The organism is Rahnella contaminans (genome assembly GCF_011065485.1).
GTDB lineage: Bacteria > Pseudomonadota > Gammaproteobacteria > Enterobacterales > Enterobacteriaceae > Rahnella > Rahnella contaminans.
The window spans coordinates 848,252-872,505 of sequence record NZ_JAADJS010000002.1; the positions used below are offsets into that span (position 1 = coordinate 848,252).

Below are 24,254 nucleotides of genomic sequence, written 5' to 3' on the forward strand. Positions count from 1 at the left end.
CAGTATACCACGCGTTAGCTACTCGCGGTACAAGCCCTGTGATTCTATATAGCGCTCAACGGCAGATGGCAGCAAATCTGAGCAATCAAGCCCCGCATGACGCCGTTCGCGGATTTCCGTTGCTGAAATATCTATCAGCGGTGTATTGGCCTGATAAATGAATCCGGCGGGTTTCTGTTTGAGTTTCTCCGCATCGACCACCCGGTGTGCGTCGTACCAGCGCTGGAGCGCCGGCGTATCGAGCTGTTCCTGATATCCCGGACGCGCCATCACCACCAGATGACAAAAATCGAGCAGCGATTCCCAGCGGTGCCACTTGTGCAAGGTCAGCAATGAATCCTGGCCAATGATAAACGCCAGCGGGCAATCATCGCCATGTTCTTTACGTAACGTTGCAAGTGTCTCAATGGTGTAGGACGGCGTATCGACATTCAGCTCACGTGAGTCCACGGAAAACAACGGGTTACCCGCAACGGCCAGTTCAACCATGTACAGACGCTGTTGCGAGCTGGCTTCCGGTTGCGGGCGATGAGGCGGCACGTTGTTAGGCAACAAAATGACCTGATCAAATCCGGCCTGTCCGGCCAGGTTGGTCACGGGCTTCAGGTGCCCGTAATGAATCGGGTCGAAGGTTCCGCCGAAGAAAGCCAGTAAGGGTGCCGGGCGTGAGGAAGAATGTGAGGTGGTGAGTGACATACTTGTGTCCTGCTTCAATACGAACCCGAAACCACGTAATCAACAGGCAGGGGTTTTCCACACAATAACATGGAGAGGCTTTCCAGTTCTGACCAGACAGACTGACCATAATCCTGTTTCAGGGTGATTTCCATTTGAGTCAGCAAACGGACAGCCTGCGTCAGATGTTCGAGTGATAAACGTTGTAACGCCTGCGTCACCAGCGTCCGGCGGTTTTGCCAGACCTTTTGCTGATCAAAGAGCGTGCGCAATGGCGTCGAATCCATTTTACGCTTCAGGTTAAGCAGCATCAGAAGTTCGCGTTGCACGGTTCGCAGCAAAATAACCGGTTCGCTGTCTTCCTGCTGTAGCTGACGCAAGATGTGCCAGGCACGTTTGCTTTTGCCTGCCAGCAGTGCGTCGAGCCAGTGATAGGGCGTAAAGTGCGCGGCGTCGTTGACGGCCGTTTCAACGCGTGGCAGCGTGAGTTTTCCGTCAGGATAAAGCAGGGAAAGCCGCTCGAGGGACTGAGCTAACGCCAGCAGATTGCCTTCATAGCAATAACATAAAAGCTGGTTTGCCGGTTCATCCAGTTCAAGCGATAACGCCTGAGCGCGGCGGGTGACCCAGCGGGGAAGCTGCGCCTGTTCCGGCGTCTGACAGCTGACAAACACGCCTTTATCACTCAGCGCTTTAAACCATGCGCTGTTTTCCTGCGCTTTGGTCAGTTTGGTTCCGCGCAGCAACAGTAAGATGTCGTCATGCAAAAGGGTAGTCAGCTTGAGTAATTGTTCTGCCATCGGCGCAGTCGGGCCATTATCAGGCAGGATCAGCATCAGGGTCTGACGGCTGGCGAACAGGCTCAGCGCCTGACAGATACTGAAAATTGACTCCCATTCGGTGTGGGTGTCGAGGGCAAAAGTGTAGTGTTCCTGAAAATCAGAAAGCTGAGCCGTTTTACGGATACTGTCCTGACTCTCCTGCAAAAGCAGAGGATCGTTACCACATAGCAGATAACAGGCGCGCAGCCCCTCACGGAGCTGCGCGGCAAGTTGTTCCGGGTAAATTCGGATCATTTTGCGGAAGTGCTGGCCGGAGCCGGGGTCGATACTTCAGAGGTATCATACGACTTGCTGGCAGATGACCGGGTTGAAATCACTTCTACCTGACCATTCACTTCATCGGCTTTACGCAGTTCTGACGCATGAACCGCCAGTAACTTACGAATCAGCTGCTGAGCCGCCTGCTGGCGCATCTCTTCCAAAATAATGTCCTGCTCGTTATCTTTCGCCAGCGCCGTTAACGGGTTGTCAAAGAAGGAACGGAACACTCTCACATGGATCGGATACAAGTCTTTGCCCGGCATCAGGACCGTTGCATTGACGTCCAGTTGCATCTGGTACTCAGCCGTTTTACCGTCCTGGAAGATTGACGCAGTACTTCTGCCCGTCGATTCTGCACCAATGCGCAGCGAAGGAATGCCCTTACGCTGTTCTTTGGTTGGATCATCTACGATGGTCACGTTGCTCAGACGCAACTGAGATCGGATATCACGCGTCAACGGACCGTACGGGTCACCACTGTCCAGAACGATGGTTCTCAGCTCGTCCGGAACGTTGGTTTTTCCACGTAAGTGGAAACCACAGCCTGCTGTCACCAGCACTGCTGCGGCCAGCAGCAGCGTCATTATAGGATGTCGCACAGATCCTCCTTGACTCAACCTACAACCAGGTTAAGCAGTTTGCCCGGGACGTAGATTACTTTACGGACCGTAACCCCATCCAGATATTTTGCGACCAAATGTTCTTCTGCCGCACGCTCGCGCACTTGTTGCTCGGTAGCATCAGCGGCTACGGTGATTTTAGCACGTACTTTACCATTCACCTGCACAACGACCAGTTTGGAATCTTCCACCATGGCCTGTTCATCAGCCTTTGGCCACGGCGCGGTATCCACATCACCTTCACCGTTCAGCGCCTGCCAGAGGCTGAAGCAAACGTGCGGAGTAAACGGATAAAGCATGCGGACAACGGCCAGCAGAGCTTCCTGCAGCAGTGCGCGATCCTGTTCAGTTTCCTGAGGTGCGCGGCCCAGCTTGTTCATCAGCTCCATCACCGCGGCGATTGCGGTGTTGAAGGTCTGACGACGGCCAATATCGTCGGTGACTTTGGCGATAGTTTTATGCAGGTCACGACGCAGATCTTTTTGCGCTTCGTTCAGGGAAGCCGCATCAAGGGCAACGGTCAGGCCTTTTTCTGAATGTTCGTAGGCCAGTTTCCAGACGCGCTTCAGGAAGCGGTTTGCGCCTTCAACGCCAGACTCCTGCCATTCCAGCGTCATTTCTGCCGGAGAAGCGAACATCATAAACAGACGCACGGTGTCTGCGCCGTATTTGTCTACCATCACCTGAGGGTCGATGCCGTTGTTTTTGGACTTGGACATCTTGCTCATGCCGGCGTAAACCAGCTCGCGACCTTGCGGATCGGTCGCTTTAGTAATACGTCCTTTTTCGTCACGCTCAACCGTGGCATCTGTCGGGGAAACCCAGATACGTTCGCCGTTGCTGCCGGTGTGGTAGAAGGCGTCTGCCAGCACCATACCCTGACACAGCAGGCGTTTTGCCGGTTCGTCGGAATCGACCAGACCTGCGTCACGCATCAGTTTGTGGAAGAAGCGGAAATACATCAGGTGCATGATGGCGTGTTCGATACCACCGACATACTGATCAACCGGCAGCCAGTAATTGGCCGCAGCCGGATCCAGCATACCTTCGTCATATTGCGGGCAGGTATAACGCGCGTAATACCAGGAAGATTCCATGAAGGTATCGAAGGTGTCGGTTTCACGCAGACCCGGAATGCCATTCACAGTGGTTTTCGCCCACTCAGGATCGGCTTTAATCGGGCTGGTGATCCCATCCATCACGACGTCTTCCGGCAGGATAACCGGCAGCTGATCTTCTGGCGTAGGAATAACGGTACCGTCTTCCAGTGTGATCATCGGGATTGGCGCACCCCAGTAACGCTGACGGGAAACACCCCAGTCACGCAGACGGTAGTTAACTTTTCGCTGACCAACACCCTGAGCAACCAGTTTGTCGGCAATAGCGTTGAAGCCTTCTTCGTGATTCAGACCATCGAATTCGCCGGAATTAAACAGCGTACCTTTCTCGGTCATCGCTTCTGCAGTGACTTCAGGATGGCTGCCATCAACGTTCAGGATAACCGGTTTGATCTGCAGGTTATATTTAGTGGCGAATTCCCAGTCACGCTGGTCGTGACCTGGAACGGCCATGACCGCGCCGGTACCGTATTCCATCAGAACGAAGTTAGCGACCCAGATTGGCAGTTTTTCACCAGACAGCGGATGAACAGCAAACAGACCGGTTGCCATGCCTTTTTTCTCCATCGTTGCCATTTCTGCTTCGGCAACTTTGGTGTTACGGCATTCGTCGATGAAATCGTTCAGTGCAGGATTATTTTGCGCACCCAGCTGTGCCAGCGGATGACCGGCGGCGACAGCCACATAGGTCGCACCCATAAAGGTGTCAGGGCGGGTAGTGTACACCGTTACTTTTTCGTCGCTGTCTGCCACGTCAAAAGTGATTTCCACGCCTTCGGAACGGCCAATCCAGTTACGCTGCATGGTTTTGACCTGCTCAGGCCAGCTTTCTAGCGTATCCAGATCGTTAAGCAGCTGATCGGCGTAATCGGTGATTTTGATGAACCATTGTGGAATTTCTTTGCGTTCTACTTTGGTATCACAACGCCAGCAGCAGCCGTCGATAACCTGTTCGTTCGCCAGAACGGTCAGATCATGCGGGCACCAGTTCACTGCCGAAGTCTTCTTATAAACCATGCCTTTTTCGTACAGCTTGGTGAAGAACCATTGTTCCCAACGGTAGTAATCCGGTTTGCAGGTCGCGATTTCGCGATCCCAGTCATAGCCGAAGCCCAGCAGTTTCAGCTGGTTCTTCATATATTCGATGTTTTCGTAAGTCCACGGCGCAGGCGCAGTGTTGTTTTTAACCGCAGCACCTTCAGCAGGCAGGCCGAAAGCATCCCAGCCAATTGGCTGCAGAACGTTTTTGCCGAGCATACGCTGATAACGGGAAATCACGTCACCAATGGTGTAGTTGCGCACGTGTCCCATGTGGAGGCGACCTGACGGATAAGGCAACATGGAGAGACAATAATATTTCTCCTTACCAGGCTGTTCGGTAACTTTGAAGGTTTGCTTCTCTTGCCAGTGAAGCTGAACGTGTGACTCAATGTCTTCTGGACGGTATTGCTCTTGCATGGCGGCCGGTGGTCCTGTGAGTGAAAACAGCTACGCCTGTAGCTCAAAAAGTTTTAATCAAAAGATCCGCATAGCATAGCCGATAAGCGGAGGGTGCAACAACACCCGCTGAAGGGCTAACGGGGATTTCTGCCTTCTTCTGACGCATTATTCATGATCTGCGAGTCAACCCGGGATAATCTGCGCGCCGTATCAGGGATTTACGTCTAAAATAAAGACAATACGCTCCCGCCGGGCAAACGGTCATGTCAGTTCAAGGAGAGGAAGTTATGAGCAATATTACGCAATCTTACCGCCAGTTAGTGTCTTCGCTGACTGAGCGGTTAAAAAATGGCGAACGTGATATCAGCGCACTGGTGCAGGATGCCCGTGTCCGTCTGCAAAATGAAGGCAAGTTGTCAGAAATTCAGATTGAACAGTTAACCTCTGCCGTCAGGCGCGACCTGCATGAGTTCGCGCGCAGTTACGGCGAGAGTCAGCGCGCGGTGGCAGAAGACGACGGAACTGACAGCGTGTTTTTGCGTGTGATTAAAGAAAGCCTGTGGAAAGAACTGGCCGATATGACCGACAAAACGCAGCTTGAATGGAAAGAAGTGTTTAAAGACGTCAGCCATCACGGCATTTATCACAGCGGGGAAGTGGTGGGGCTCGGGAATCTGGTCTGTGAAAACTGTCATTTCCATCTGGCGGTATACACGCCAGAGATTCTGAGCCGATGTCCTAAATGTGGAAATACCGAATTCAGCCGTCGCCCGTTTGAACCGTGATGTTTAATTGTCTGCTTCCGGTCTGATCCGGAAGCAGACAATTCAGGTTTTAGTGCAGAATTTTCGCCAGGAAATCGCGGGCACGATCAGATTCCGGATTATTGAAGAAGTCGTCTTTATTACGGTCTTCAACAATTTTACCTTCATCCATGAAAATCACGCGGTTCGCCACTTTACGTGCAAAGCCCATTTCGTGGGTGACCACCATCATTGTCATGCCTTCGTTTGCCAGCTCAACCATTACGTCCAGCACTTCGTTGATCATTTCCGGATCAAGCGCTGAGGTCGGTTCATCAAACAGCATGGCAATAGGATCCATACATAATGCGCGGGCGATAGCGACACGCTGCTGTTGCCCGCCGGAAAGCTGACCGGGGAATTTGTTGGCGTGAGCAGATAAGCCCACGCGATCCAGCAGTTTCAGGCCTTTTTCTTTCGAAGCTGCTTTATCGCGTTTCAGCACTTTTACCTGAGCAAGCGTCAGGTTATCGATGATCGACAAATGCGGGAACAGCTCAAAATGCTGGAACACCATGCCAACTTTCGCGCGCAACTGAGCCAGATTGGTTTTTTTGTCATTGACCGGCGTGCCGTTAACCAGGATCTCACCTTTCTGAATCGGCTCCAGTCCGTTAACGGTTTTGATCAGCGTCGATTTACCTGAGCCTGAAGGCCCGCAAACCACCACAACTTCACCTTTTTTAACTTCGGTGCTGCACCCGGTCAGCACCTGAAAGTGCCCGTACCATTTAGAAACATTCTTCAGTGAAATCATGAAACGGTCCTTTTCTTCAAATAACGCACCAGCAAGGAAGCACAAAGGCTGATAACAAAGTAAATAAGTCCTGCAAAGAGCACCATCTCAACCAGCGTACCGTCACGGTCGCCGATATTGGATGCGCTGCGGAAGAAGTCGGCGAGGCCCAGAACATACACCAGGGAGGTATCCTGGAATAAGACAATCGCCTGCGTCAGTAACAACGGCACCATCGCGCGGAACGCCTGCGGCAAAATCACCAGTTGCATGGACTGCCATTGTGTCATGCCCAGCGCCAGCGCGGCGGAAGATTGCCCGCGGGCAATACTGATAATCCCTGCGCGAATGATTTCGGAATAGTAGGCTGCTTCAAACAAGGCGAACGCCACCATCGCAGAAATCAGGCGGATATCCGTTTTAGGGGATAAACCGAGCACTTTTTGCAGGAAGCCGGGCACAATCAGATAGAACCACAACAACACCATCACCAGCGGCACGGCGCGGAACAGGTTGACATAAGCCGAGGCAAACCAGCTGACCGGTTTGAAAGACGATAAACGCATGACCGCCAGCAGCGTACCCCAGAGGATACCGACAACAATCGCCAGCGAGGTGATTTTCAGGGTGACGACCATGCCCTGCCACAAGTACGGCAGGCCGGGACCGATAGAACTCCAGTCAAATTCATGCATTCTTATTTACCCCCCATGTTGCCCGGCAGGCGGACTTTACGTTCTACAAAATGCATCAGGAACATGATGATGGCGTTGATAAGGACGTAGGCAACGGTAATCGCAGTAAATGATTCATACGCATGTGCGGAGTAATCAAGCAGCTTGCCGGCTTGTGCCGCCATATCGACCAGACCAATGGTCGAGGCGATGGCTGAATTTTTAACCAGATTGACCATTTCGGATGTCATCGGTGGCACGATCACGCGATACGCGTTTGGCAACAGAACATAACGATAGGTCTGAGGCAGCGTCAGGCCCATTGCCAGACCGGCATTACGCTGGCCGCTTGGCAGTGACTGAATGGCCGCACGCACCTGCTCGCATACGCGGGCAGCGGTGAACAGACCGAGACAGATTACTGACGAGGAGAAGAATTGCACATTTGGCGCCAGCTCTGATTTAAACCACATACCGATATTTTCGGGCAGCAGTTCAGGCACAACCAGATACCAGATAAAGAATTGCACAATGAGTGGCACGTTACGGAAGAGTTCAACGTAACAGGTGCCGATACCGGAAAGGATCCGGTTGGGAACGGTACGCAGTATCCCGAAAAGTGAACCGACGAAGAACGCGATAATCCAGGCGCAAACCGACAGTGCGACAGTGACCTGAAATCCATTCCAAATCCAGCCCAGGTAGGTGGTATTCCCAAAGGGGGCTTGTTGCAAAAATATGCCCCAGTTCCAATCTATTGACATAAAAACTCCGTAAACCGGGTAATGAACTACCCATCTGAGTGATGACGTGGTCCGCGTGAAAAATGACTGGGAGGATATGCGGGGTGGGGAACGACCACCCCGCATCCGGTCTGCATCATCACAGGCTGGTGGTCCAGCCTTATTCTTTAATTACACTTCTCTTGGTTATACCCGTCTGTCTGGTATTTCTTACAGTGCTTTATCGTTTGGCGCTTTGAACAGGGCTTTCATGTCGTCAGACAGTTCAAAGTTCATGTTCAGATTCTTCGGAGGAATCGGTTTTTTGAACCAGGTTTCAAACCACTTAGTCGCCTCACCGGAAGTCTGTGCTTTCACGATGGTGTCATCGACCAGTTTTTTGAAATCGGCATCATCTTTACGCATCATGCAGCCATATGCTTCTTTGGACTGTGGAGTTCCGATGATTTCCCAGTTGTCTGGTTTTTTGGCTTTCGCACGTTCACCGGCTAACAGGGCATCATCCATCATGAAGGCAACGGCACGACCGGTTTCCAGAGTACGGAACGAGTCACCGTGGTCTTTCGCGCTGATGATGCGCAGATCCAGTTTTTTCTCTTCGTTCAGCTTATTAAGCAGCACTTCAGAGGTTGTCCCGGAAGTCACCACAACGGTTTTGCCTTTCAGATCAGCGAAGTCTTTAATCTCCGACCCTTTCTTCACTAACAGACGGGTGCCGATAACGAAGATGGTGTCGGAGAAAGCGGCTTGCTGCTGGCGCTCGAGGTTGTTGGTGGTAGAACCACACTCAAAATCATAGGTGCCGTTTTGCAGCAACGGAATACGGTTCTGCGAGGTGATTGGCATCATTTTGACCTGCAGGTTTGGCAGGTTCAGTTTTTTCTTAACCGCGTCAACGATGGCGTCGGAATAGTCCTGTGAATAACCTACGACTTTCTGTTCGTTATTGTAGTAAGAGAATGGCACTGAGGATTCGCGGTGACCTACCACGATAACGCCATTGTCTTTGATTTTTTTCAGGGTGCCGGTCAGTTCTTCTGCGTGAGCAAAGCTGCTTACGGCAACGCTTGCCAACACTACGGATAACGCCAATTTGCGCAATTGCATGTCCAACTCCTTGCTGTCATTAGGGATCCAAATCACGGATCAGAAAGTGCTAATGCCTCGTCATATGAAGCTAGAAAATAACTGAATGTGAATTTTATGAAACCACATTGTTTCTTTTTTGAGACGAGACACGCACCAATTAAAAGCAATTAACGGGCTATGCACTTAGAAGGTGCATGAGGAATAGCCTTTTTGTTCCAAAATGATGCACGACGTCATAAAAAGTAACTAATCAGATATCTTTCAATTAGATGTAGCAAGAGTCATGCCAGAAAGCCTGATTTAACTTCATCAGCGGTCAGATAATCAGCGCTTAATGCCGGGTTTATAACAAACGGCAGCAGGTAAAAGGGGGGAAAGATTACGGGGGCTAAAAAGAAGATGCGACAAAACAGTTCAGGCGCCCGAAGACGCCTGATTTAAAGAGAAAATACGAAAATTCAGTTTTTGCGACGACCCAGCCACAGTGCCGCGACAGCCATGATGAGCGTTACTATCCACACCGGCCACCAGCCAACGCGCGCATACGGCGTCATACCGGTTGTCGGCGTGACCTTCACGTTCAGAACCTGACGGGTAAACTGCGGAATTTGGGCGGTCACATCACCCTGAGCATCCACTACGGCGGTAATACCGTTGTTGGTGCTGCGCAGCAACGGGCGGCCTAATTCCAGCGAACGCATACGCGCCATCTGGAAATGCTGCCACGGGCCAATCGAGTGGCCGAACCAGGCATCGTTGGAAATGGTCAGCAGGAAATTGGTGTCCGGCCGCAGGTTGTCACGCACCTGCTCACCGAATACCACTTCATAACAAATGGCAGTGGTCAGATTGAGTCCGCTGACAAACAACGGTTTCTGCACATAATCGCCACTGGTCAGGCCCGACATTGGCAAATCGAAGAACGGCGCGAGAGGGCGTAGCAGCCTTTCCAGAGGAACAAATTCACCAAAGGGTACCAGATGGTGTTTATTGAAACGGTTGTCGTCCGGGTAACGATAAGTTTGTTCACCGCCCAGCACAATGGCGCTGTTGTACACCTTCATGCCTTCTTCGTTGCGGCGCGCATCGATAATCCCGGTGACCAGTTGAGTCCCGTGAGAACGGTAAATATTATCCACCATGCTCAGGAAACCCTGCTGATCGGACTCAATATCTGAAATCGCGGATTCCGGCCAGATGATCATGCTGGATTTGCCAAGATAGGGACGGCTGAGATCCAGGTACGTTTGCAGCGCGCTTTCCAGCGCCTTCGGATCCCATTTCATGGACTGCGGAATATTGCCCTGAACCAGTGCAACATCAACAGCTTTGTCAGGCTGTTCCTGATACCAGTGGATATAGCGCAGCGGCCATGGCAGCAGCAACATTGCCAGCGCAACAATACCCGGGGCTTTCCGGTGCTGGTAAATGGCATACACCAGCAGACCGCTCAGGGAAGTCAGTAACAGCGTAATGCCGTTCACACCGGTGATTGGCGCAAGGCCTTTCAGCGGTCCATTGATCTGGCTGTAACCGAATTCAAGCCACGGAAAGCCGGTCAGCACCCAACCGCGAAGGAATTCAGTAACTTGCCACAGCGCCGGCGCGGCAATTGCCAGTTTCCACCAGGTGGTTTTTGGCCAGAGTTTGCTGAAAATACCGGCAAACAGCATGGTGTACAGCGACAAATAAGCCGCCAGCAAAATCACCAGGAACAGGTTGATGGCTTCCGGCATGCCGCCAAAGGTGGCGATACTGACGTAAACCCAGTTGACGCCTGTTCCAAACAGGCCAAATCCCCAGCAGAAACCTATCCACGCGGATTGCGCCGGACGGCGATCCAGCGTTAATGCCAGCAGACCGCAGAGCGAGACGATTGCTGCAGGCCAGAAATCATAAGGGGAAAAAGCGAGCGTGCCACAGGCACCGAATAAGAGCGCCAGCAGGGCGCGAACCCGCTGGCGTTGATATAAAGAGGCAATTGCCATGGAGTAATTATTCTTCCAGTATCGGTTGCGGCGCGTCGTCCGGTATTTTTACGTGAACCTGAATAATACGGCGGCTGTCGGCCATCGCAACCTTGAACAGGTAACCGTCAATTTCAATGCTTTCGCCTCGTGCAGGCAAATGGCCGAAGGACTGCATCACCAGACCGCCAATCGTATCGACTTCGTCGTCACTGTAATGGGTCTGGAAGACTTCGTTAAAATCTTCAATCGGTGCCAGCGCGCGGACGGTGTAGGTGTGGCGGCTAAGTTGACGGATATCCAGATCTTCTGCTTCGTCATACTCATCGTCGATCTCGCCGACAATCAGTTCGAGAATATCTTCGATAGTGACCAGGCCTGATACGCCGCCGAATTCATCGACAACAATCGCCATATGGTAACGCTGGGAGCGGAACTCCTTCAGCATGCGGTCAACACGTTTGCTTTCGGGAACCACCACGGCGGTTCTCAGCACTTTATCAATGCTGAATGGCTCGGACTCTGTGCGCATAAACGGCAGCAAGTCTTTGGCCATCAGGATGCCTTCAATGTGATCCTTATCTTCGCTGATCACCGGGAAGCGGGAGTGTGCGGATTCGATGATGACATCAAGACACTCTTCCAGCGGTTGATTGCGTTTGAGCGTGATCATCTGAGAACGTGGGATCATGATGTCCCGGACGCGCTGCTCGGCGATATCCATCACGCCTTCCAGCATGTCACGGGTATCGGGGTCGATCAGCTCGTTTTGTTCTGAGTCACGGATCAGCTCAACCAAATCGCCACGGTTTTTGGGTTCACCGTGAAAGAGCTGGTTAAGGATAAGGGAAAAGAAGCCCTTCTTGGGACTGGGGCTGTCACTATTTTGTGAATGGTCATCGCTCATGGCGTTTGGTTTGTTTTACTCGTGTTAGTGAAAATTAGGCGAAACGCCTGCGGATGAAAAACCTTCACCGGGCAGGCGCTGCGCAAGTTTACTGATAAATTCAGTCGTCTTCTTTCTCTGAAATATAAGGATCCGGATAACCCAGATCCAGCATGATTTCAGTTTCAATCGATTCCATTTCTTCGGCTTCTTCGTCAACGATATGGTCATAGCCCAGCAAATGCAAACTGCCGTGAATCACCATATGTGCCCAGTGAGCCCAAAGTTCTTTTTCCTGCTCTTTGGCTTCCTTCTCAACCACCTGACGACAAATAATCAGGTCGCCGAGCAGTGGCATTTCCATGCCCGGAGGAGCTTCGAACGGGAAGGATAACACGTTGGTCGGTTTATCCATGCCACGATACGTCATATTCAGTTCATGGCTTTCGGGAATATCGACCAGACGGATCGTTACTTCCGATTCTTCCTGAAACTGCGGAAGAACCGCCTCCAGCCATTTTTGAAAGTCATTTTCAGACGGTAAGCCTGCGTTTTCTTCACAAGCAATTTGTAGATCGAGGATTACCGTGTTCATTGACTAACCTGCTGGGATGCGCTGTTTTGATGTTCATGTTTACGCTCTGCGGCAATCGCATCACGACGTTTCTGGTCTTCTTCTTCCCACGCTTCGTAAGCTACAACAATTCGTGCGACAACAGGATGACGAACGACGTCCTCGCTGTGGAAGAAGTTAAAGCTCAGTTCTTCAACCGAAGACAATACTTCAATGGCGTGGCGCAGGCCTGATTTCTGATGGCGCGGCAAGTCGATTTGCGTGACGTCACCGGTGATCACCGCTTTGGAGTTAAAACCAATACGGGTCAGGAACATCTTCATCTGTTCAATGGAAGTATTCTGGCTTTCATCGAGAATAATGAAGGCGTCATTGAGCGTACGCCCGCGCATATACGCCAGAGGAGCCACTTCAATAACGTTGCGCTCAATCAGTTTTTCAACCTTCTCAAAGCCCAGCATTTCGAACAGCGCGTCATACAGCGGGCGCAGATACGGATCAACCTTCTGACTCAGGTCACCCGGCAGGAAGCCCAGCTTTTCACCGGCTTCAACGGCAGGGCGCGTCAGCAGAATACGGCGTACTTCCTGACGTTCCAGCGCATCAACGGCAGCGGCAACGGCCAGATAGGTTTTACCCGTACCGGCAGGGCCGATACCAAACGTGACGTCGTGATCCAGAATATTGGCAACGTACTGCGCCTGATTCTTAGTTCGCGGTTTGATCACGCCACGCTTGGTTTTGATGATGACCGCTTTGCCAAAATCAGGCACGCTTTCAGCCGTTTGCTCAAGAACGCGGCTTTCTTTAATCGCCAGATGGATTTTTTCAGGGTCGATATCCTGAATCTCGCCACGCAGCGGCGCGGTGTCTACGTATAAGTCGCGCAGAATATCAGCGGCTGCTGCAACCGGCAGGCTCTTTCCAACAAGCTTAAATGCGTTATCACGACGGTTGATTTCAACGCCCAACCGGCGTTCCAGTTGTTTGATATTGTCATCAAACGGCCCGCACAGGCTCAGCAGACGCTGATTGTCTTCGGGCTCCAGTAAAATCTCTTGTGTTACAACGTTCAAACTTATCCTTTGGGCCACTCTGGACCAGTTTACCCTGCATACTTCAGGGTACGTTCAGTGAGACATACGGCCGTAAACTGCTTTCAGCCGTCAACCATACCTGAGTTAATAATACATGCCCTTGGCAAAATATGCTGCGGCTTGCAGGCAGTTACATGAACCTGCATCCGGATATGCGGCCTTTCCTGGAAAATTAACCCCTGGAAGCCGGTGTTGCGTCTGAATTCTCAAAAGAAACAGGACGCCGGAGCGCCCTGTAGGTTCTGTCATTCTTCGCTTCAATGATTTACGGCTGATAGAGCCCAACGCCCAATTCATTTTCTTTGCGTGTGCGGGCAATAACAGATTGTGGTGACTCGTGCAGACGCAGCGCCATTTGTTCTTCTGTGCGGATGACTACGCCACGCAGGGAGTTGGCATAGACATCGACAATTTCGACATCCACGAATTTGCCAATCATGTCAGGCGTACCTTCAAAATTGACCACACGGTTGCATTCTGTGCGTCCGGTCAGTTCCATAATGTCTTTACGGGACGTCCCTTCCACCAGAATGCGCTGAACGGTGCCCAGCGTGGCGCGGCTAAACCGCATCACCTGTTGCGTGATCCGGTCCTGTAACAGCGCCAGACGCTGTTTCTTCTCGTCCATGCTGACGTCATCGACCATGTCTGCCGCAGGTGTTCCCGGGCGTGGAGAGTAGATAAAACTGAAGCTGACGTCGTAATTGACCTGTGCAATTAAATCCATAGTGCGTTCGAAATCATCGTTGGATTCGCCCGGGAAGCCGATGATGAAGTCAGAACTGAAATGGATATCCGGACGCGCAGCCCGCAATTTACGGATAGTCGATTTGTATTCCAGCACCGTGTGAGGGCGCTTCATCATAGTCAGAATGCGATCAGAACCGCTCTGAATAGGCAGATGCAGGAAACTCACCACTTCAGGCGTGTCTTTATAGACCTCGATAATATCGTCAGTAAATTCTACCGGATGGCTGGTGGTAAAGCGGATGCGGTCAATACCGTCGATGGCCGCCACCAGACGCAGTAATTCTGCAAACGTGCAGATGCCACCGTCAAAGGAATCGCCGCGGTAGGCGTTGACGTTTTGCCCCAGCAGGTTAACTTCACGCACACCCTGAGCGGCAAGCTGAGCGACTTCGAACAGGACGTCATCACACGGGCGGCTGACTTCTTCGCCGCGCGTGTAAGGCACCACGCAGAAGCTGCAATATTTGTTGCAACCTTCCATGATGGAGACAAATGCGGTCGGGCCATCCGCGCGTGGTTCCGGCAGACGGTCAAATTTCTCAATTTCCGGAAAGCTGATATCCACGACCGGGCTTTTGGTGCCGCGAACATGGTTGACCATTTCTGGCAGGCGATGCAGGGTTTGCGGGCCAAAAACGATATCAACGCAGGGCGCACGCTTACGCAGCAATTCCCCTTCCTGAGATGCCACACAGCCGCCGACGCCGATAATAATATCCGGGTTTTTCTTTTTTAATAATTTCCAGTGTCCCAGCAGGCTGAACACTTTCTCCTGGGCTTTTTCCCGGATTGAACAGGTATTCAGCAGCAGAATGTCTGCTTCTTCAGCGTTATCCGTCAGCTGGTAACCGTGGGTGCTATCGAGAAGATCGGCCATTTTGGATGAATCATATTCATTCATCTGGCAGCCCCAGGTTTTTATGTGCAGTTTTTTAGTCATCAGCGTGTCAGTACTCAGTACGGGGAACGTTAGATCGGCAGTGCCGCAGTGCATAGCGTTGTTCAGGGGCGGTATTGTAAACCCTCACCTTAGCGCTGACCAGTGCGGGAAAGCAGCTTAGGCCCTGATGCAGACACAAAAATCCGGTACACTTCGCATAATGAACTGAAATAGAAAGCTGGAATAAAATGAATAATTCAGAGAAGTCATTTGATGCAGTGATCGTCGGTGGTGGGATGGTAGGCGCTGCGGCAGCTCTCGGGCTGGCCCGTCAGGGGCTTCAGGTTGCATTGATCGAAAATGAAGAGCCGGCTGAATTTGACGCATCAGCGGCAGCAGACCTGCGAATTTCTGCGATTGGCTGCGCTTCGGTGCGGTTCTTGCAAAAATTAGAGGCGTGGCCTGCTGTTGAAAAAATGCGCTCGGTGCCGTATCGCCGCCTGGAAACCTGGGAAGTTGACGGTTCCGACGTCAAATTCGATGCGCAATCACTCGGATTACCGGAGCTGGGATTCATGGTTGAAAACCGCGTGCTTCAGCTGGCGCTCTGGCAGCAGTTTGATGCTTTCTCCAATCTGACCCGCTTCTGCCCGGCGAAACTGCGCCATCTTCTGCAACATGACGATAAAACCTGGTCACTTCAGCTGACCACCGGTGAACTGCTGCGTACAAAACTGGTCGTCGCCGCCGACGGAGCGAATTCTCTGGTACGCCAGCTGGCGGGCATCGGCGTTGATGGTTGGGAATATCGCCAGCACTGTATGCTGATTAACGTTGAAACCGAAACGCCGGATCAGGATGTCACCTGGCAGCAGTTTTTCCCTTCCGGCCCGCGCGCATTTCTGCCGTTGTTTGGCAATCAGGCATCGCTGGTGTGGTACGACAGCCCGCAGCGCATCCGTTATCTGAAAACGCTGAACATGAAACAGCTGATGGCGGAGATTATGCAGGCCTTCCCACCACGCCTTGGAAAAATCAATGCAACAGCAGCGGGCGCGTTCCCGCTGGTTCGCCGCCATGCGCAGCGTTATGTCCTGCCGGGGCTGGCGCTGGTGGGCGATGCAGCGCATACGATCAATCCGCTGGCCGGGCAGGGCGTGAATCTGGGTTATCGCGACGTAGAAGCATTGCTTTCGGTGCTGGAAAAAGCGCGTGACCACGATGAAGCGTGGAGCAGCGAGAAAGTGCTGCTGCGCTATCAGCGTCAGCGTCGCCTGGATAATCTGCTGATGCAAAGCGGTATGGATTTGTTCTATACCGCGTTCAGTAACGATCTGGCGCCCGTCAAAGCATTGAGAAATCTGGCACTGATGACGGCACAGCGTGCAGGCGCACTGAAAACCAAAGCGCTGAAATACGCATTAGGCATTTAATGAAGTGAGAGAGGGGCTGGCCGGATGAATGTCGGCTTGCCCTTTTTTTGAGTCTGACTCTACCGACAGATAGCAAAAAGCCCGCACGAGGCGGGCTTTCTTAATGTGGCTGGGGTGCCAGGATTCGAACCTGGGTATGCTGGTATCAGAAACCAGAGCCTTACCGCTTGGCGACACCCCAATTTTAAAACTCACTACCTTTTGAGCAGTGCACTGCAAGTAAAATGGTGGCTACGACGGGATTTGAACCTGTGACCCCATCATTATGAGTGATGTGCTCTAACCAGCTGAGCTACGTAGCCAAATTCTACTGACTTACTTCAAAACTTCAAGCACTAATTTAACTAACTTAATAATAAATTTCAAGTGCTTACCAATTATACAGAAAGAAGTATGGCTGGGGTACCTGGATTCGAACCAGGGTATGCTGGTATCAAAAACCAGTGCCTTACCGCTTGGCGATACCCCAACAGTACAACTTCTTCAAATTGGTTTTTTCTCACATTCACATCAGAGATGCGAAGGTAAGAAAATGGCTGGGGTACCAGGATTCGAACCTGGGAATGCTGGTATCAAAAACCAGTGCCTTACCGCTTGGCGATACCCCAACTGTGCTGCCGACTCGATGAAATGGTGCGGGAGGCGAGACTTGAACTCGCACACCTTGCGGCGCTAGAACCTAAATCTAGTGCGTCTACCAATTTCGCCACTCCCGCAAAAAAGATGGTGGCTACGACGGGATTCGAACCTGTGACCCCATCATTATGAGTGATGTGCTCTAACCAACTGAGCTACGTAGCCCTCTTTTTTCGCGCTACCTTCATCGGCGTTGCGGGGCGCATTATGCGTATATGACCGTTTTGCGTCAACACCTTTTTTGGAGAAAAAGGCGTGAGAGCGTCCATTTGTCTGGCTTATAACCACTCTGGTGATTAATTGGGCAAAAGACATTATTTTTACTGGCTTTACCCATAAAAAAACGGGCCTGAAAAGGCCCGCTTGCTTCATGGAAAATAACCGGTAAAGGCTTATTTATACGCTGACTGGTGAACGCCAACCGCACGGCCAGAAGGGTCATCCATGTTTTTGAACGCTTCATCCCATTCGATGGCTTTCGCTGAAGAACAGGCCACTGACGGGCCGCCAGGAACACATTCAGCCGCGCTTGGAACCGGGAACAGTTCTTCGAAAATGGTGCGGTACAGGTAGCCTTCTTTTGACGTCGGCGTGTTGTACGGGAAACGGAAATGCGCAGTTTCGAGCTGTTGATCGGTAATCTGCTGAGACGCGACTTCTTTTAACGTATCGATCCAGCTGTAACCTACGCCGTCCGAGAACTGTTCTTTCTGGCGCCATGCCACGCTGTGTGGCAAATAAGACTCAAAACATTCGCGCAGGATATGTTTTTCCATTTTGCCGTTGCCGCACATTTTGTCTTTCGGGTTGATGCGCATTGCGACGTCGAGGAATTTTTTATCCAGGAACGGTACGCGGGCTTCAACGCCCCAGGCGGACATCGCTTTATTGGCACGGGCACAGTCATACATGTGCAGGGCCAGCAATTTACGCACGGTTTCTTCGTGGAATTCTTTCGCGTTCGGCGCTTTATGGAAGTACAGGTAACCGCCCAGGACTTCGTCAGCACCTTCGCCGGACAACACCATCTTGATGCCCATCGCTTTGATTTTACGGGACATCAGATACATCGGCGTTGACGCACGAATGGTGGTCACGTCGTAAGTTTCGATGTGATAAATCACGTCACGGATAGCGTCCAGACCTTCCTGCACGGTGAAGTGGATTTCATGGTGCACGGTGCCTAAATGGTTTGCGACTTCCTGAGCAGCGCGCAGATCCGGAGAACCTTCCAGACCGACCGCAAAGGAGTGCAGCTGTGGCCACCACGCTTCGCTCTGATCTTTATCCTCAATGCGGCGACCGGCAAATTTCTTGGTAATTGCTGAAATCACGGAAGAATCCAGACCACCGGACAGCAGCACGCCGTAAGGCACGTCAGACATCAGGTGACTTTTCACCGATTCTTCCAGCGCATCTTTCAGCGCCGCAGCGTCAGTGACGTTGTCTTTGACGTTTTCGAAATCGAACCAGTCACGCTGGTAATATTCACGGATTTCGCCTTCCTGGCTCCACAGGTAGCTGCCTGCCGGGAATTCTTTGATGGTGCGGCAAACCGGCACCAGCGCTTTCATTTCAGACGCCACGTACATGTTGCCGTGTTCGTCGTAACCCATATACAGCGGGATGATGCCCAGATGGTCGCGGCCAATCAGGTACGCGTCTTTTTCTGTGTCATAGAGAATGAAGGCGAACATGCCTTGCAGTTCATCGAGGAATTCAGGGCCTTTTTCCTGATACAGCGCAAGAATCACTTCGCAGTCAGACGCGGTCTGGAACTCATACTTATCGCCCAATTCAGCGCGCAGAGCCTGATGGTTGTAGATTTCGCCGTTTACAGCCAGAACGTGGGTATGTGCTGCGTTGTACAAAGGCTGTGCGCCGTTGTTCACGTCGACAATCGACAGACGCTCATGCGACAGAATCGCTTTGTCGCTGGCGAACACGCCGGACCAGTCAGGCCCGCGGTGACGCATCAGGCGCGAGAGTTCCAGCGCTTTTTTGCGCAGCTCGACGGAGTCAGTTTTGATATCGAGCACACCGAAAATTGAACACATATTTCTATCTCCCTAACGACGTTTCTCTGGCTGTCATTTTTATGTTTGCGAATGAGGATCAACGTTGCCGTTCTTTCAGTTTTAGTCAGGCTTTGTTGCGTTGCTGACTATGAAAATGCGTCAAAACCCCTGTGTTGTGCAAGTGGTTTAACGCTCTTCTGATAAATAGTTGGTTGAGTGCAGGTAATCTTTAACGAATCGGGAGTTTTATGGCATTTTCATTAGCGGATTATTAATTTAATCGCAGAAAATTGAGGAGGATTCAAAAAAAGAGAAAAGTGAATGAAAATCAAACAGCAGGACGAAAAAAAACGAGCCGGGATACCAATCCGGGCTCGTTTTCATATATTTATGAGTGTCTGTTAAATCACGTCGATATCGGCAACGGAAGGGTAAATCCAGGTCGGACGGAACGGCATTCCCTCAATATCATTGAGGGTAGAAACACCGGTCAGCACCAGAATAGTTTCCAGACCCGCCTGAAAACCGGCCAGAATATCTGTTCGCAGATTGTCGCCCACAATGACCGTTTCTTCGGAATGCGCCTGCATTTTATTGAGCGCCGAGCGGATAATCCACGGGCTCGGCTTGCCGACGTAAAACGGCTGGCGTCCGGTAATTTTTTCGATAGGTGCGCATAACGCGCCACAGGCTGGAACAAAACCGTGGCCGTGATTGTCCGGGTTTGTCGCAATAAAGCGCGCGCCATTCGCCACGAAATACGCCGCTTTATGAATCATGTCCCAGTTGTACGAACGCGTTTCGCCGACGATCACAAAATCAGGATTGATATCTGTGATGGTAAAACCCGCTTTATACAGCTCGTGAATCAGAGCGCCTTCGCCAACGACGTAGGCTTTTTTACCTTCCTGACGTTTCAGGAAATCAGCTGTCGCCATCGCGGACGTGAAGAACGCGCTTTCCGGCACTTCAAGACCGGCAGCGCTGAAGCGGTTTGCCAGATCCTGCGCTGTCTGGGAAGGGTAGTTGGTGAGAATGACCAGAGGCATTCCCTGTTCCTGAATTCGGGCCAGAAAGCGATCGGCGCCGGGTACAGCTGTGTTGTCGTGCAACAGCACGCCATCAATGTCACAGATTACATTCTTAATTGTCATGATTTCCAAACCCACATTTTTCAGCCCCATTCCTGGCAGCCAATTACTATAGCACGCCTTAATTTTCCATCAGACGCTGCAACAGAACGCCATTCAGCATAGCCCGTTTGACCAGCGCAAATGCACCAATCGCGGACTGATGATTAAGCGCGGAAGTCACAACCGGTAGATTACGGCGGAAATCTTTCAAAACCTGAGCATTAATGCAGTTTTGGATGGCCGGCAGCAGGACTTTATCCGCTTCGGTAATTTCACCGGCAATCACCACTTTTTGCGGATTAAACAGGTTGATCGCAATGGAAACGCCTTTGCCAAGCTGACGGCCCACATGCTCAATCACTTCAGTGGCCAGCGCATCATGGCGATTGGCGGCTTTGCAGATAGCGGAAATTGAGCAATCGTTCAGACTGAGTTTACTGGCGTAACCCTGCGTGAGCAGATGGCGTACACGGTTTTCGATAGCGGCATTCGCGGCGACTGTTTCCAGGCAGCCGAAGTTGCCGCAATGGCACCGTTCGCCCAGGGGATCGATCTGAATGTGGCCGATTTCACCCACGTTGCCGTTGCTGCCGAGGAAAATCTGGCCGTTAACGATAATTCCTGCGCCGGTACCGCGGTGAAGACGAACCAAAATGGAGTCCTGACAGTCGCGGGTTGCCCCGAAATAGTGCTCGGCGAGGGCCAGACTGCGGATATCGTGGCCGACAAAGCTGGTGACTTTGAATCTGGCTTCCAGCGCATCGACTAATTTCCACGCACCGACGCTGATATGCGGCATATAGCGGACGATGCCTTTATTCGGATCGACCAGGCCTGGAAGGATGACAGAAATGGCAATCAGTTCGCGGATTTTACGCTGATTCAGCTCGATAAATTGCGCGATTGCCTCAAATAAGGCGTTCTCAAGCGTTTCCTGAGTGCGTTCGGGCAGGGAATAATGTTGTTCGGCCAGTGACTTGGCGCTGAGATCGTAGAGCGTGATGGTCGCGTCATGTCGGCCAAGACGAACGGCGATGGTATGAAAAGGACGGGTTTCGGTGATGATCGAAATAGCGCGGCGACCCCCGGTGGAAGCCTGCTGATCCACTTCTTTGATCAGCCCGCGCTCGAGTAACTGTCGGGTAATTTTGGTGACACTGGCGGGCGCTAACTGGCTCATGTCGGCGATTTGAATGCGCGAAATGGGCCCTTGTTGGTCAATCAGGCGGTAAACCGCCGCGCCGTTTAACTGCTTAACCAGATCAACGTTGCCGATTTGTGCCTGCTGTCCGCCAGTTGTCATCAATGCTGTTATCCGCTCAATTAAACTTCGTCACCATTAACGATAGTTTTTGTGATTTTAAAATCATGAGTGAACGCGGTGAGGTTGGCGACTTTGCCTGCTTCAATGCTACCCAGCTGGCCGTCGAGGCCAATCGCGCGGGCCGGATAAAGCGATGCCATACGCAACGTTTCATCCAGTGCAATGCCGACATGTTCAACGCTGTTTTGAACTGCTTCGATCATGGTCAGCGCAGAGCCGCTCAGTGTTCCGTTTTCGTCCACACAGAGTCCGTCACGGTAGTATATTGTTTTACCGGCAAAAATGAACTCATCAATATTGGCACCCGCTGGCGCAGTGGCGTCGGTGACCAGCACCAGTTTCTCGCCTTTGAGCTTTTTCGCGTTGCGAATATTGGCGTAATCGACATGCAAACCGTCGGCAATCACACCGGTATACACTTCCGGTGTATCGAAGATTGCACCAATAAGGCCAGGCTGACGACCTGTAATCGCTGGCATTGCATTATAAAGGTGCGTTGCGAAGGTGATACCGGCCGCAAAACCCGCGCGGGCTTCGGCATACGTCGAATTGGAATGGCCTGCGGAAATCACAATACCGGCAGCGCGCAGCTGACGGATATAGCGGGCTTCAACCTGTTCCGGTGCAAGCGTCAGCTGTGTGATGACATCGGCGTTTTCACACAGAAAATCAATCATGGCGTCGTCGGGCTTACGGATAAAGGCCGGATTGTGGGTGCCTTTTTTCAACGGGCTCAGATACGGGCCTTCAAGATGCAGACCCAGCGCCTGATTCGGATATTTTTCCAGATACGTGCGCATTACGCTGACGCCGTGCTTCATGTAGTCATCGCTACAGGTGATCAGCGTAGGTAAGAAACTGGTACAGCCGGATTTTTCGTTGGCTTTCTGCATGATTTCTAACGTTTCTACGGAAATCGCTTCCAGTGAATCGTTGAACTGCACGCCGCCACAACCGTTAAGTTGCAGGTCGATAAATCCGGGGGCAAGAATGGCACCGTCCAGATCGCGGGTTTCCACATTGTCCGGCAGCTCGCTGACCGCGCAGACACGTTCGATTTTGCCATCGGCAATCACGACCGCATGGTTATCCAGAACGTCGTGGCCGGTATAGATCCGGCCGTTAATCAAAGCGTACATCATGCCCCCTCGTTCGCTTGCCCTTCTCCAGTCACGCTGCTGCTGCGTTGGCTGCCTCACTCACTCCGCTCACTTACTTCAGTAAACTTCCGGAGATTCGCGTCGTTGCCGCCTTGCTGCAACGCGACTGGCTTTGGGCATAAATTTTGTTAAAGGTTTTTCATATTTTCCGCTTCTAACTCGCGGAAATATTTAACAGTTTTGACTTTCAGTTCCATGGTGGACGGCTCGTCACACACCATAACGGCTTTTGCATGCAATTGCAGGCAACTGATGGTCCACATGTGGTTAATGTTTCCCTCGACGGCCGCTTCAAGCGCTTGCGCCTTCGCGTGGCCGGTGACCAGAATCATCACTTCTTCTGCATCAAGCAGTGTGCCTACGCCAACGGTCAGGGCGTATTTTGGCACCTGAGATACGTCATTGTCGAAGAAACGGGAGTTCGCGATGCGGGTTTCGTGTGTCAGGGTTTTGATACGGGTGCGTGAAGCCAGTGAAGATGCCGGTTCGTTAAAGGCAATGTGACCGTCGTTGCCCACGCCACCCATGAACAGGTGAATTTTACCGTAAGACTTAATTTTTGCTTCGTACTGACGGCATTCTTCGTTGACGTCTGGCGCATTACCATTCAGCAGATTGATATTTTCGCGTGGAATATCAACGTGATCAAAGAAGTTTTTGTACATGAACGTATGATAGCTCTCAGGGTGTTCCTGAGGTAAGCCAACATATTCGTCCATATTGAAAGTAACCACGTTCTTAAAGCTAACTTGGCCTGCTTTATGCATGGCGATTAAATGTTTGTAAGCTTCGAGTGGTGTGCCACCGGTAGGTAAGCCCAAAATGAACGGGCGGTCGGCAGTGGGTTTGAAGGCGTTAATACGCTCAACGATATGACGTGCTGCCCATTTGCCAACTTCAGTGGTGGTGTTTAAAGGAATAAGTCTCATCACGTACCTCTTAGTTTCAGAATATTGAATATACTGTGTATATCCTTTGTCCTTGACGTTGCAGGGGTGTTGGCTGCTTTCGAATCTCTGCCTGGCTTAACGGAGTAAGCGCAACGGATTTTTCGATTGCCGCCTGCCTGTAACCCAGTGACTCCGGATAAGGAAGTCAAAGCTGTTTTGGTTCAGGGCGGTCATGTTAAGCGTAAACCACCGTGACGGTTTGTGGCTGGCACAATGCCGTCTAGATTTTTTTAATGATAAAATAAGTTTTGTGTGTTGACCAGCCTGATGGCATGTTATGACCTCTTTTTGGTGATAATTATCACAAAAATAGAGGTTTTAATTTGCGATACGAAATAATCTTTTTACACTCGCAAAGCAGTTGGTTAAATCGGAACGGTAAGTGAGTAAAGGTAGTAACCATACTAATTAAACTACTTAGGTGATTCGCCTGGCGGCGGATAGG

General features: G+C 51.5%; 20 protein-coding genes and 6 tRNA genes. 2 read left to right on the forward strand and 24 right to left on the reverse strand.

Annotated elements, in window-relative coordinates:
• Nucleotides 1-18 precede the first annotated feature (18 nt).
• Genes nadD through leuS form a run of 4 tightly spaced genes read right to left on the reverse strand, consistent with a single transcriptional unit; the run spans nt 19 to nt 4,974 of the window.
• On the reverse strand, nt 19-696 hold the full coding sequence (gene nadD / locus GW579_RS13045; protein WP_152326437.1) for a nicotinate-nucleotide adenylyltransferase: 678 nt from the start codon (nt 694-696) through the stop codon (nt 19-21).
• 14 nt (nt 697-710) lie between these two features.
• The gene (gene holA / locus GW579_RS13050; protein ID WP_165059418.1) at nt 711-1,751 is read right to left on the reverse strand and encodes a DNA polymerase III subunit delta; all 1,041 of its coding nucleotides are present in this window, start codon (nt 1,749-1,751) and stop codon (nt 711-713) included.
• On the reverse strand, nt 1,748-2,377 hold the full coding sequence (gene lptE, locus GW579_RS13055; RefSeq protein WP_152326439.1) for an LPS assembly lipoprotein LptE: 630 nt from the start codon (nt 2,375-2,377) through the stop codon (nt 1,748-1,750). The genes holA and lptE overlap by 4 nt, the downstream gene beginning before the upstream one ends.
• Nucleotides 2,378-2,391: 14 nt before the next feature.
• A complete protein-coding gene (gene leuS, locus GW579_RS13060; protein WP_152326440.1) occupies nt 2,392-4,974 on the reverse strand; it encodes a leucine--tRNA ligase in 2,583 nt (860 codons plus the stop codon).
• A gap of 269 nt (nt 4,975-5,243) precedes the next feature.
• On the opposite strand from leuS, the gene GW579_RS13065 reads away from it, so the two are divergent.
• Nucleotides 5,244-5,741, forward strand: a complete 498-nt coding sequence (locus GW579_RS13065) for a zinc ribbon-containing protein (RefSeq protein WP_152326441.1) — start codon at nt 5,244-5,246, stop codon at nt 5,739-5,741.
• Between the two features lie 49 nt (nt 5,742-5,790).
• Here GW579_RS13065 and GW579_RS13070 read toward each other — a convergent pair whose 3' ends face one another.
• From GW579_RS13070 to miaB, 9 genes are all read right to left on the reverse strand, one after another.
• Complete coding sequence (locus GW579_RS13070; RefSeq protein ID WP_152326442.1) at nt 5,791-6,516, reverse strand: amino acid ABC transporter ATP-binding protein; 726 nt, start codon at nt 6,514-6,516, stop codon at nt 5,791-5,793.
• On the reverse strand, nt 6,513-7,190 hold the full coding sequence (gene gltK / locus GW579_RS13075) for a glutamate/aspartate ABC transporter permease GltK (RefSeq protein WP_152326443.1): 678 nt from the start codon (nt 7,188-7,190) through the stop codon (nt 6,513-6,515). Before gltK ends, GW579_RS13070 begins: the two co-directional genes overlap by 4 nt.
• A gap of 2 nt (nt 7,191-7,192) precedes the next feature.
• On the reverse strand, nt 7,193-7,933 hold the full coding sequence (locus tag GW579_RS13080; protein WP_152326444.1) for an amino acid ABC transporter permease: 741 nt from the start codon (nt 7,931-7,933) through the stop codon (nt 7,193-7,195).
• 189 nt (nt 7,934-8,122) lie between these two features.
• Nucleotides 8,123-9,019: an amino acid ABC transporter substrate-binding protein gene (locus GW579_RS13085; protein WP_165059420.1), complete on the reverse strand. Its 897-nt coding sequence runs from the start codon at nt 9,017-9,019 to the stop codon at nt 8,123-8,125.
• A 440-nt stretch (nt 9,020-9,459) separates the two neighbouring features.
• Nucleotides 9,460-10,989: an apolipoprotein N-acyltransferase gene (gene lnt, locus GW579_RS13090; RefSeq protein ID WP_165059422.1), complete on the reverse strand. Its 1,530-nt coding sequence runs from the start codon at nt 10,987-10,989 to the stop codon at nt 9,460-9,462.
• 7 nt (nt 10,990-10,996) lie between these two features.
• Complete coding sequence (gene corC, locus GW579_RS13095) at nt 10,997-11,875, reverse strand: CNNM family magnesium/cobalt transport protein CorC (RefSeq protein WP_165059423.1); 879 nt, start codon at nt 11,873-11,875, stop codon at nt 10,997-10,999.
• A gap of 100 nt (nt 11,876-11,975) precedes the next feature.
• Nucleotides 11,976-12,449: an rRNA maturation RNase YbeY gene (gene ybeY, locus GW579_RS13100; protein ID WP_152326447.1), complete on the reverse strand. Its 474-nt coding sequence runs from the start codon at nt 12,447-12,449 to the stop codon at nt 11,976-11,978.
• Entirely contained in the window at nt 12,446-13,522 is a 1,077-nt protein-coding gene (locus GW579_RS13105; RefSeq protein WP_152326448.1) for a PhoH family protein, read from the reverse strand. The genes ybeY and GW579_RS13105 overlap by 4 nt, the downstream gene beginning before the upstream one ends.
• Before the next feature lie 268 nt (nt 13,523-13,790).
• Nucleotides 13,791-15,215, reverse strand: coding sequence for a tRNA (N6-isopentenyl adenosine(37)-C2)-methylthiotransferase MiaB (miaB, locus tag GW579_RS13110; RefSeq protein ID WP_152326449.1), 1,425 nt, complete (start codon nt 15,213-15,215; stop codon nt 13,791-13,793).
• A 188-nt stretch (nt 15,216-15,403) separates the two neighbouring features.
• Here miaB and ubiF point away from each other — a divergent pair, with 188 nt between their 5' ends.
• On the forward strand, nt 15,404-16,588 hold the full coding sequence (ubiF, locus tag GW579_RS13115; RefSeq protein WP_165059427.1) for a 3-demethoxyubiquinol 3-hydroxylase: 1,185 nt from the start codon (nt 15,404-15,406) through the stop codon (nt 16,586-16,588).
• A gap of 106 nt (nt 16,589-16,694) precedes the next feature.
• Here the strand turns inward: ubiF and GW579_RS13120 are convergent.
• The 11 genes from GW579_RS13120 to nagB all read right to left on the reverse strand — a co-directional run bounded on the left by GW579_RS13120 (nt 16,695) and on the right by nagB (nt 23,788).
• Nucleotides 16,695-16,769 (reverse strand) — tRNA-Gln (locus tag GW579_RS13120).
• Nucleotides 16,770-16,813: 44 nt separating this feature from the next.
• Nucleotides 16,814-16,890: transfer RNA gene (locus GW579_RS13125), tRNA-Met, on the reverse strand.
• Between the two features lie 92 nt (nt 16,891-16,982).
• Nucleotides 16,983-17,057: transfer RNA gene (locus GW579_RS13130), tRNA-Gln, on the reverse strand.
• Between the two features lie 64 nt (nt 17,058-17,121).
• Nucleotides 17,122-17,196 (reverse strand) — tRNA-Gln (locus GW579_RS13135).
• A 23-nt stretch (nt 17,197-17,219) separates the two neighbouring features.
• Nucleotides 17,220-17,304 (reverse strand) — tRNA-Leu (locus tag GW579_RS13140).
• Nucleotides 17,305-17,312: 8 nt separating this feature from the next.
• Nucleotides 17,313-17,389 (reverse strand) — tRNA-Met (locus GW579_RS13145).
• A 227-nt stretch (nt 17,390-17,616) separates the two neighbouring features.
• Complete coding sequence (gene asnB / locus GW579_RS13150) at nt 17,617-19,281, reverse strand: asparagine synthase B (protein WP_152326451.1); 1,665 nt, start codon at nt 19,279-19,281, stop codon at nt 17,617-17,619.
• A gap of 362 nt (nt 19,282-19,643) precedes the next feature.
• Nucleotides 19,644-20,396, reverse strand: coding sequence for an HAD-IIA family hydrolase (locus tag GW579_RS13155; RefSeq protein WP_152326452.1), 753 nt, complete (start codon nt 20,394-20,396; stop codon nt 19,644-19,646).
• Between the two features lie 58 nt (nt 20,397-20,454).
• A complete protein-coding gene (gene nagC, locus GW579_RS13160) occupies nt 20,455-21,678 on the reverse strand; it encodes a DNA-binding transcriptional regulator NagC (protein ID WP_152326453.1) in 1,224 nt (407 codons plus the stop codon).
• A gap of 20 nt (nt 21,679-21,698) precedes the next feature.
• On the reverse strand, nt 21,699-22,838 hold the full coding sequence (gene nagA / locus GW579_RS13165; RefSeq protein WP_165059724.1) for an N-acetylglucosamine-6-phosphate deacetylase: 1,140 nt from the start codon (nt 22,836-22,838) through the stop codon (nt 21,699-21,701).
• A gap of 149 nt (nt 22,839-22,987) precedes the next feature.
• A complete protein-coding gene (gene nagB / locus GW579_RS13170; protein ID WP_152326454.1) occupies nt 22,988-23,788 on the reverse strand; it encodes a glucosamine-6-phosphate deaminase in 801 nt (266 codons plus the stop codon).
• Nucleotides 23,789-24,254: the final 466 nt, after the last annotated feature.

What these genes read in the sequence shown, in the direction of transcription:
- nadD (WP_152326437.1), bottom strand. Translation starts at nt 696, where the DNA reads ATGTCACTCACCACCTCACATTCTTCCTCACGCCCGGCACCCTTACTG.
- holA (WP_165059418.1), bottom strand. Translation starts at nt 1,751, where the DNA reads ATGATCCGAATTTACCCGGAACAACTTGCCGCGCAGCTCCGTGAGGGG.
- leuS (WP_152326440.1), bottom strand. Translation starts at nt 4,974, where the DNA reads ATGCAAGAGCAATACCGTCCAGAAGACATTGAGTCACACGTTCAGCTT.
- GW579_RS13065 (WP_152326441.1), top strand. Translation starts at nt 5,244, where the DNA reads ATGAGCAATATTACGCAATCTTACCGCCAGTTAGTGTCTTCGCTGACT.
- GW579_RS13070 (WP_152326442.1), bottom strand. Translation starts at nt 6,516, where the DNA reads ATGATTTCACTGAAGAATGTTTCTAAATGGTACGGGCACTTTCAGGTG.
- gltK (WP_152326443.1), bottom strand. Translation starts at nt 7,190, where the DNA reads ATGCATGAATTTGACTGGAGTTCTATCGGTCCCGGCCTGCCGTACTTG.
- GW579_RS13080 (WP_152326444.1), bottom strand. Translation starts at nt 7,933, where the DNA reads ATGTCAATAGATTGGAACTGGGGCATATTTTTGCAACAAGCCCCCTTT.
- GW579_RS13085 (WP_165059420.1), bottom strand. Translation starts at nt 9,019, where the DNA reads ATGCAATTGCGCAAATTGGCGTTATCCGTAGTGTTGGCAAGCGTTGCC.
- lnt (WP_165059422.1), bottom strand. Translation starts at nt 10,989, where the DNA reads ATGGCAATTGCCTCTTTATATCAACGCCAGCGGGTTCGCGCCCTGCTG.
- corC (WP_165059423.1), bottom strand. Translation starts at nt 11,875, where the DNA reads ATGAGCGATGACCATTCACAAAATAGTGACAGCCCCAGTCCCAAGAAG.
- ybeY (WP_152326447.1), bottom strand. Translation starts at nt 12,449, where the DNA reads ATGAACACGGTAATCCTCGATCTACAAATTGCTTGTGAAGAAAACGCA.
- miaB (WP_152326449.1), bottom strand. Translation starts at nt 15,215, where the DNA reads ATGACTAAAAAACTGCACATAAAAACCTGGGGCTGCCAGATGAATGAA.
- ubiF (WP_165059427.1), top strand. Translation starts at nt 15,404, where the DNA reads ATGAATAATTCAGAGAAGTCATTTGATGCAGTGATCGTCGGTGGTGGG.
- asnB (WP_152326451.1), bottom strand. Translation starts at nt 19,281, where the DNA reads ATGTGTTCAATTTTCGGTGTGCTCGATATCAAAACTGACTCCGTCGAG.
- GW579_RS13155 (WP_152326452.1), bottom strand. Translation starts at nt 20,396, where the DNA reads ATGACAATTAAGAATGTAATCTGTGACATTGATGGCGTGCTGTTGCAC.
- nagC (WP_152326453.1), bottom strand. Translation starts at nt 21,678, where the DNA reads ATGACAACTGGCGGACAGCAGGCACAAATCGGCAACGTTGATCTGGTT.
- nagA (WP_165059724.1), bottom strand. Translation starts at nt 22,838, where the DNA reads ATGTACGCTTTGATTAACGGCCGGATCTATACCGGCCACGACGTTCTG.
- nagB (WP_152326454.1), bottom strand. Translation starts at nt 23,788, where the DNA reads ATGAGACTTATTCCTTTAAACACCACCACTGAAGTTGGCAAATGGGCA.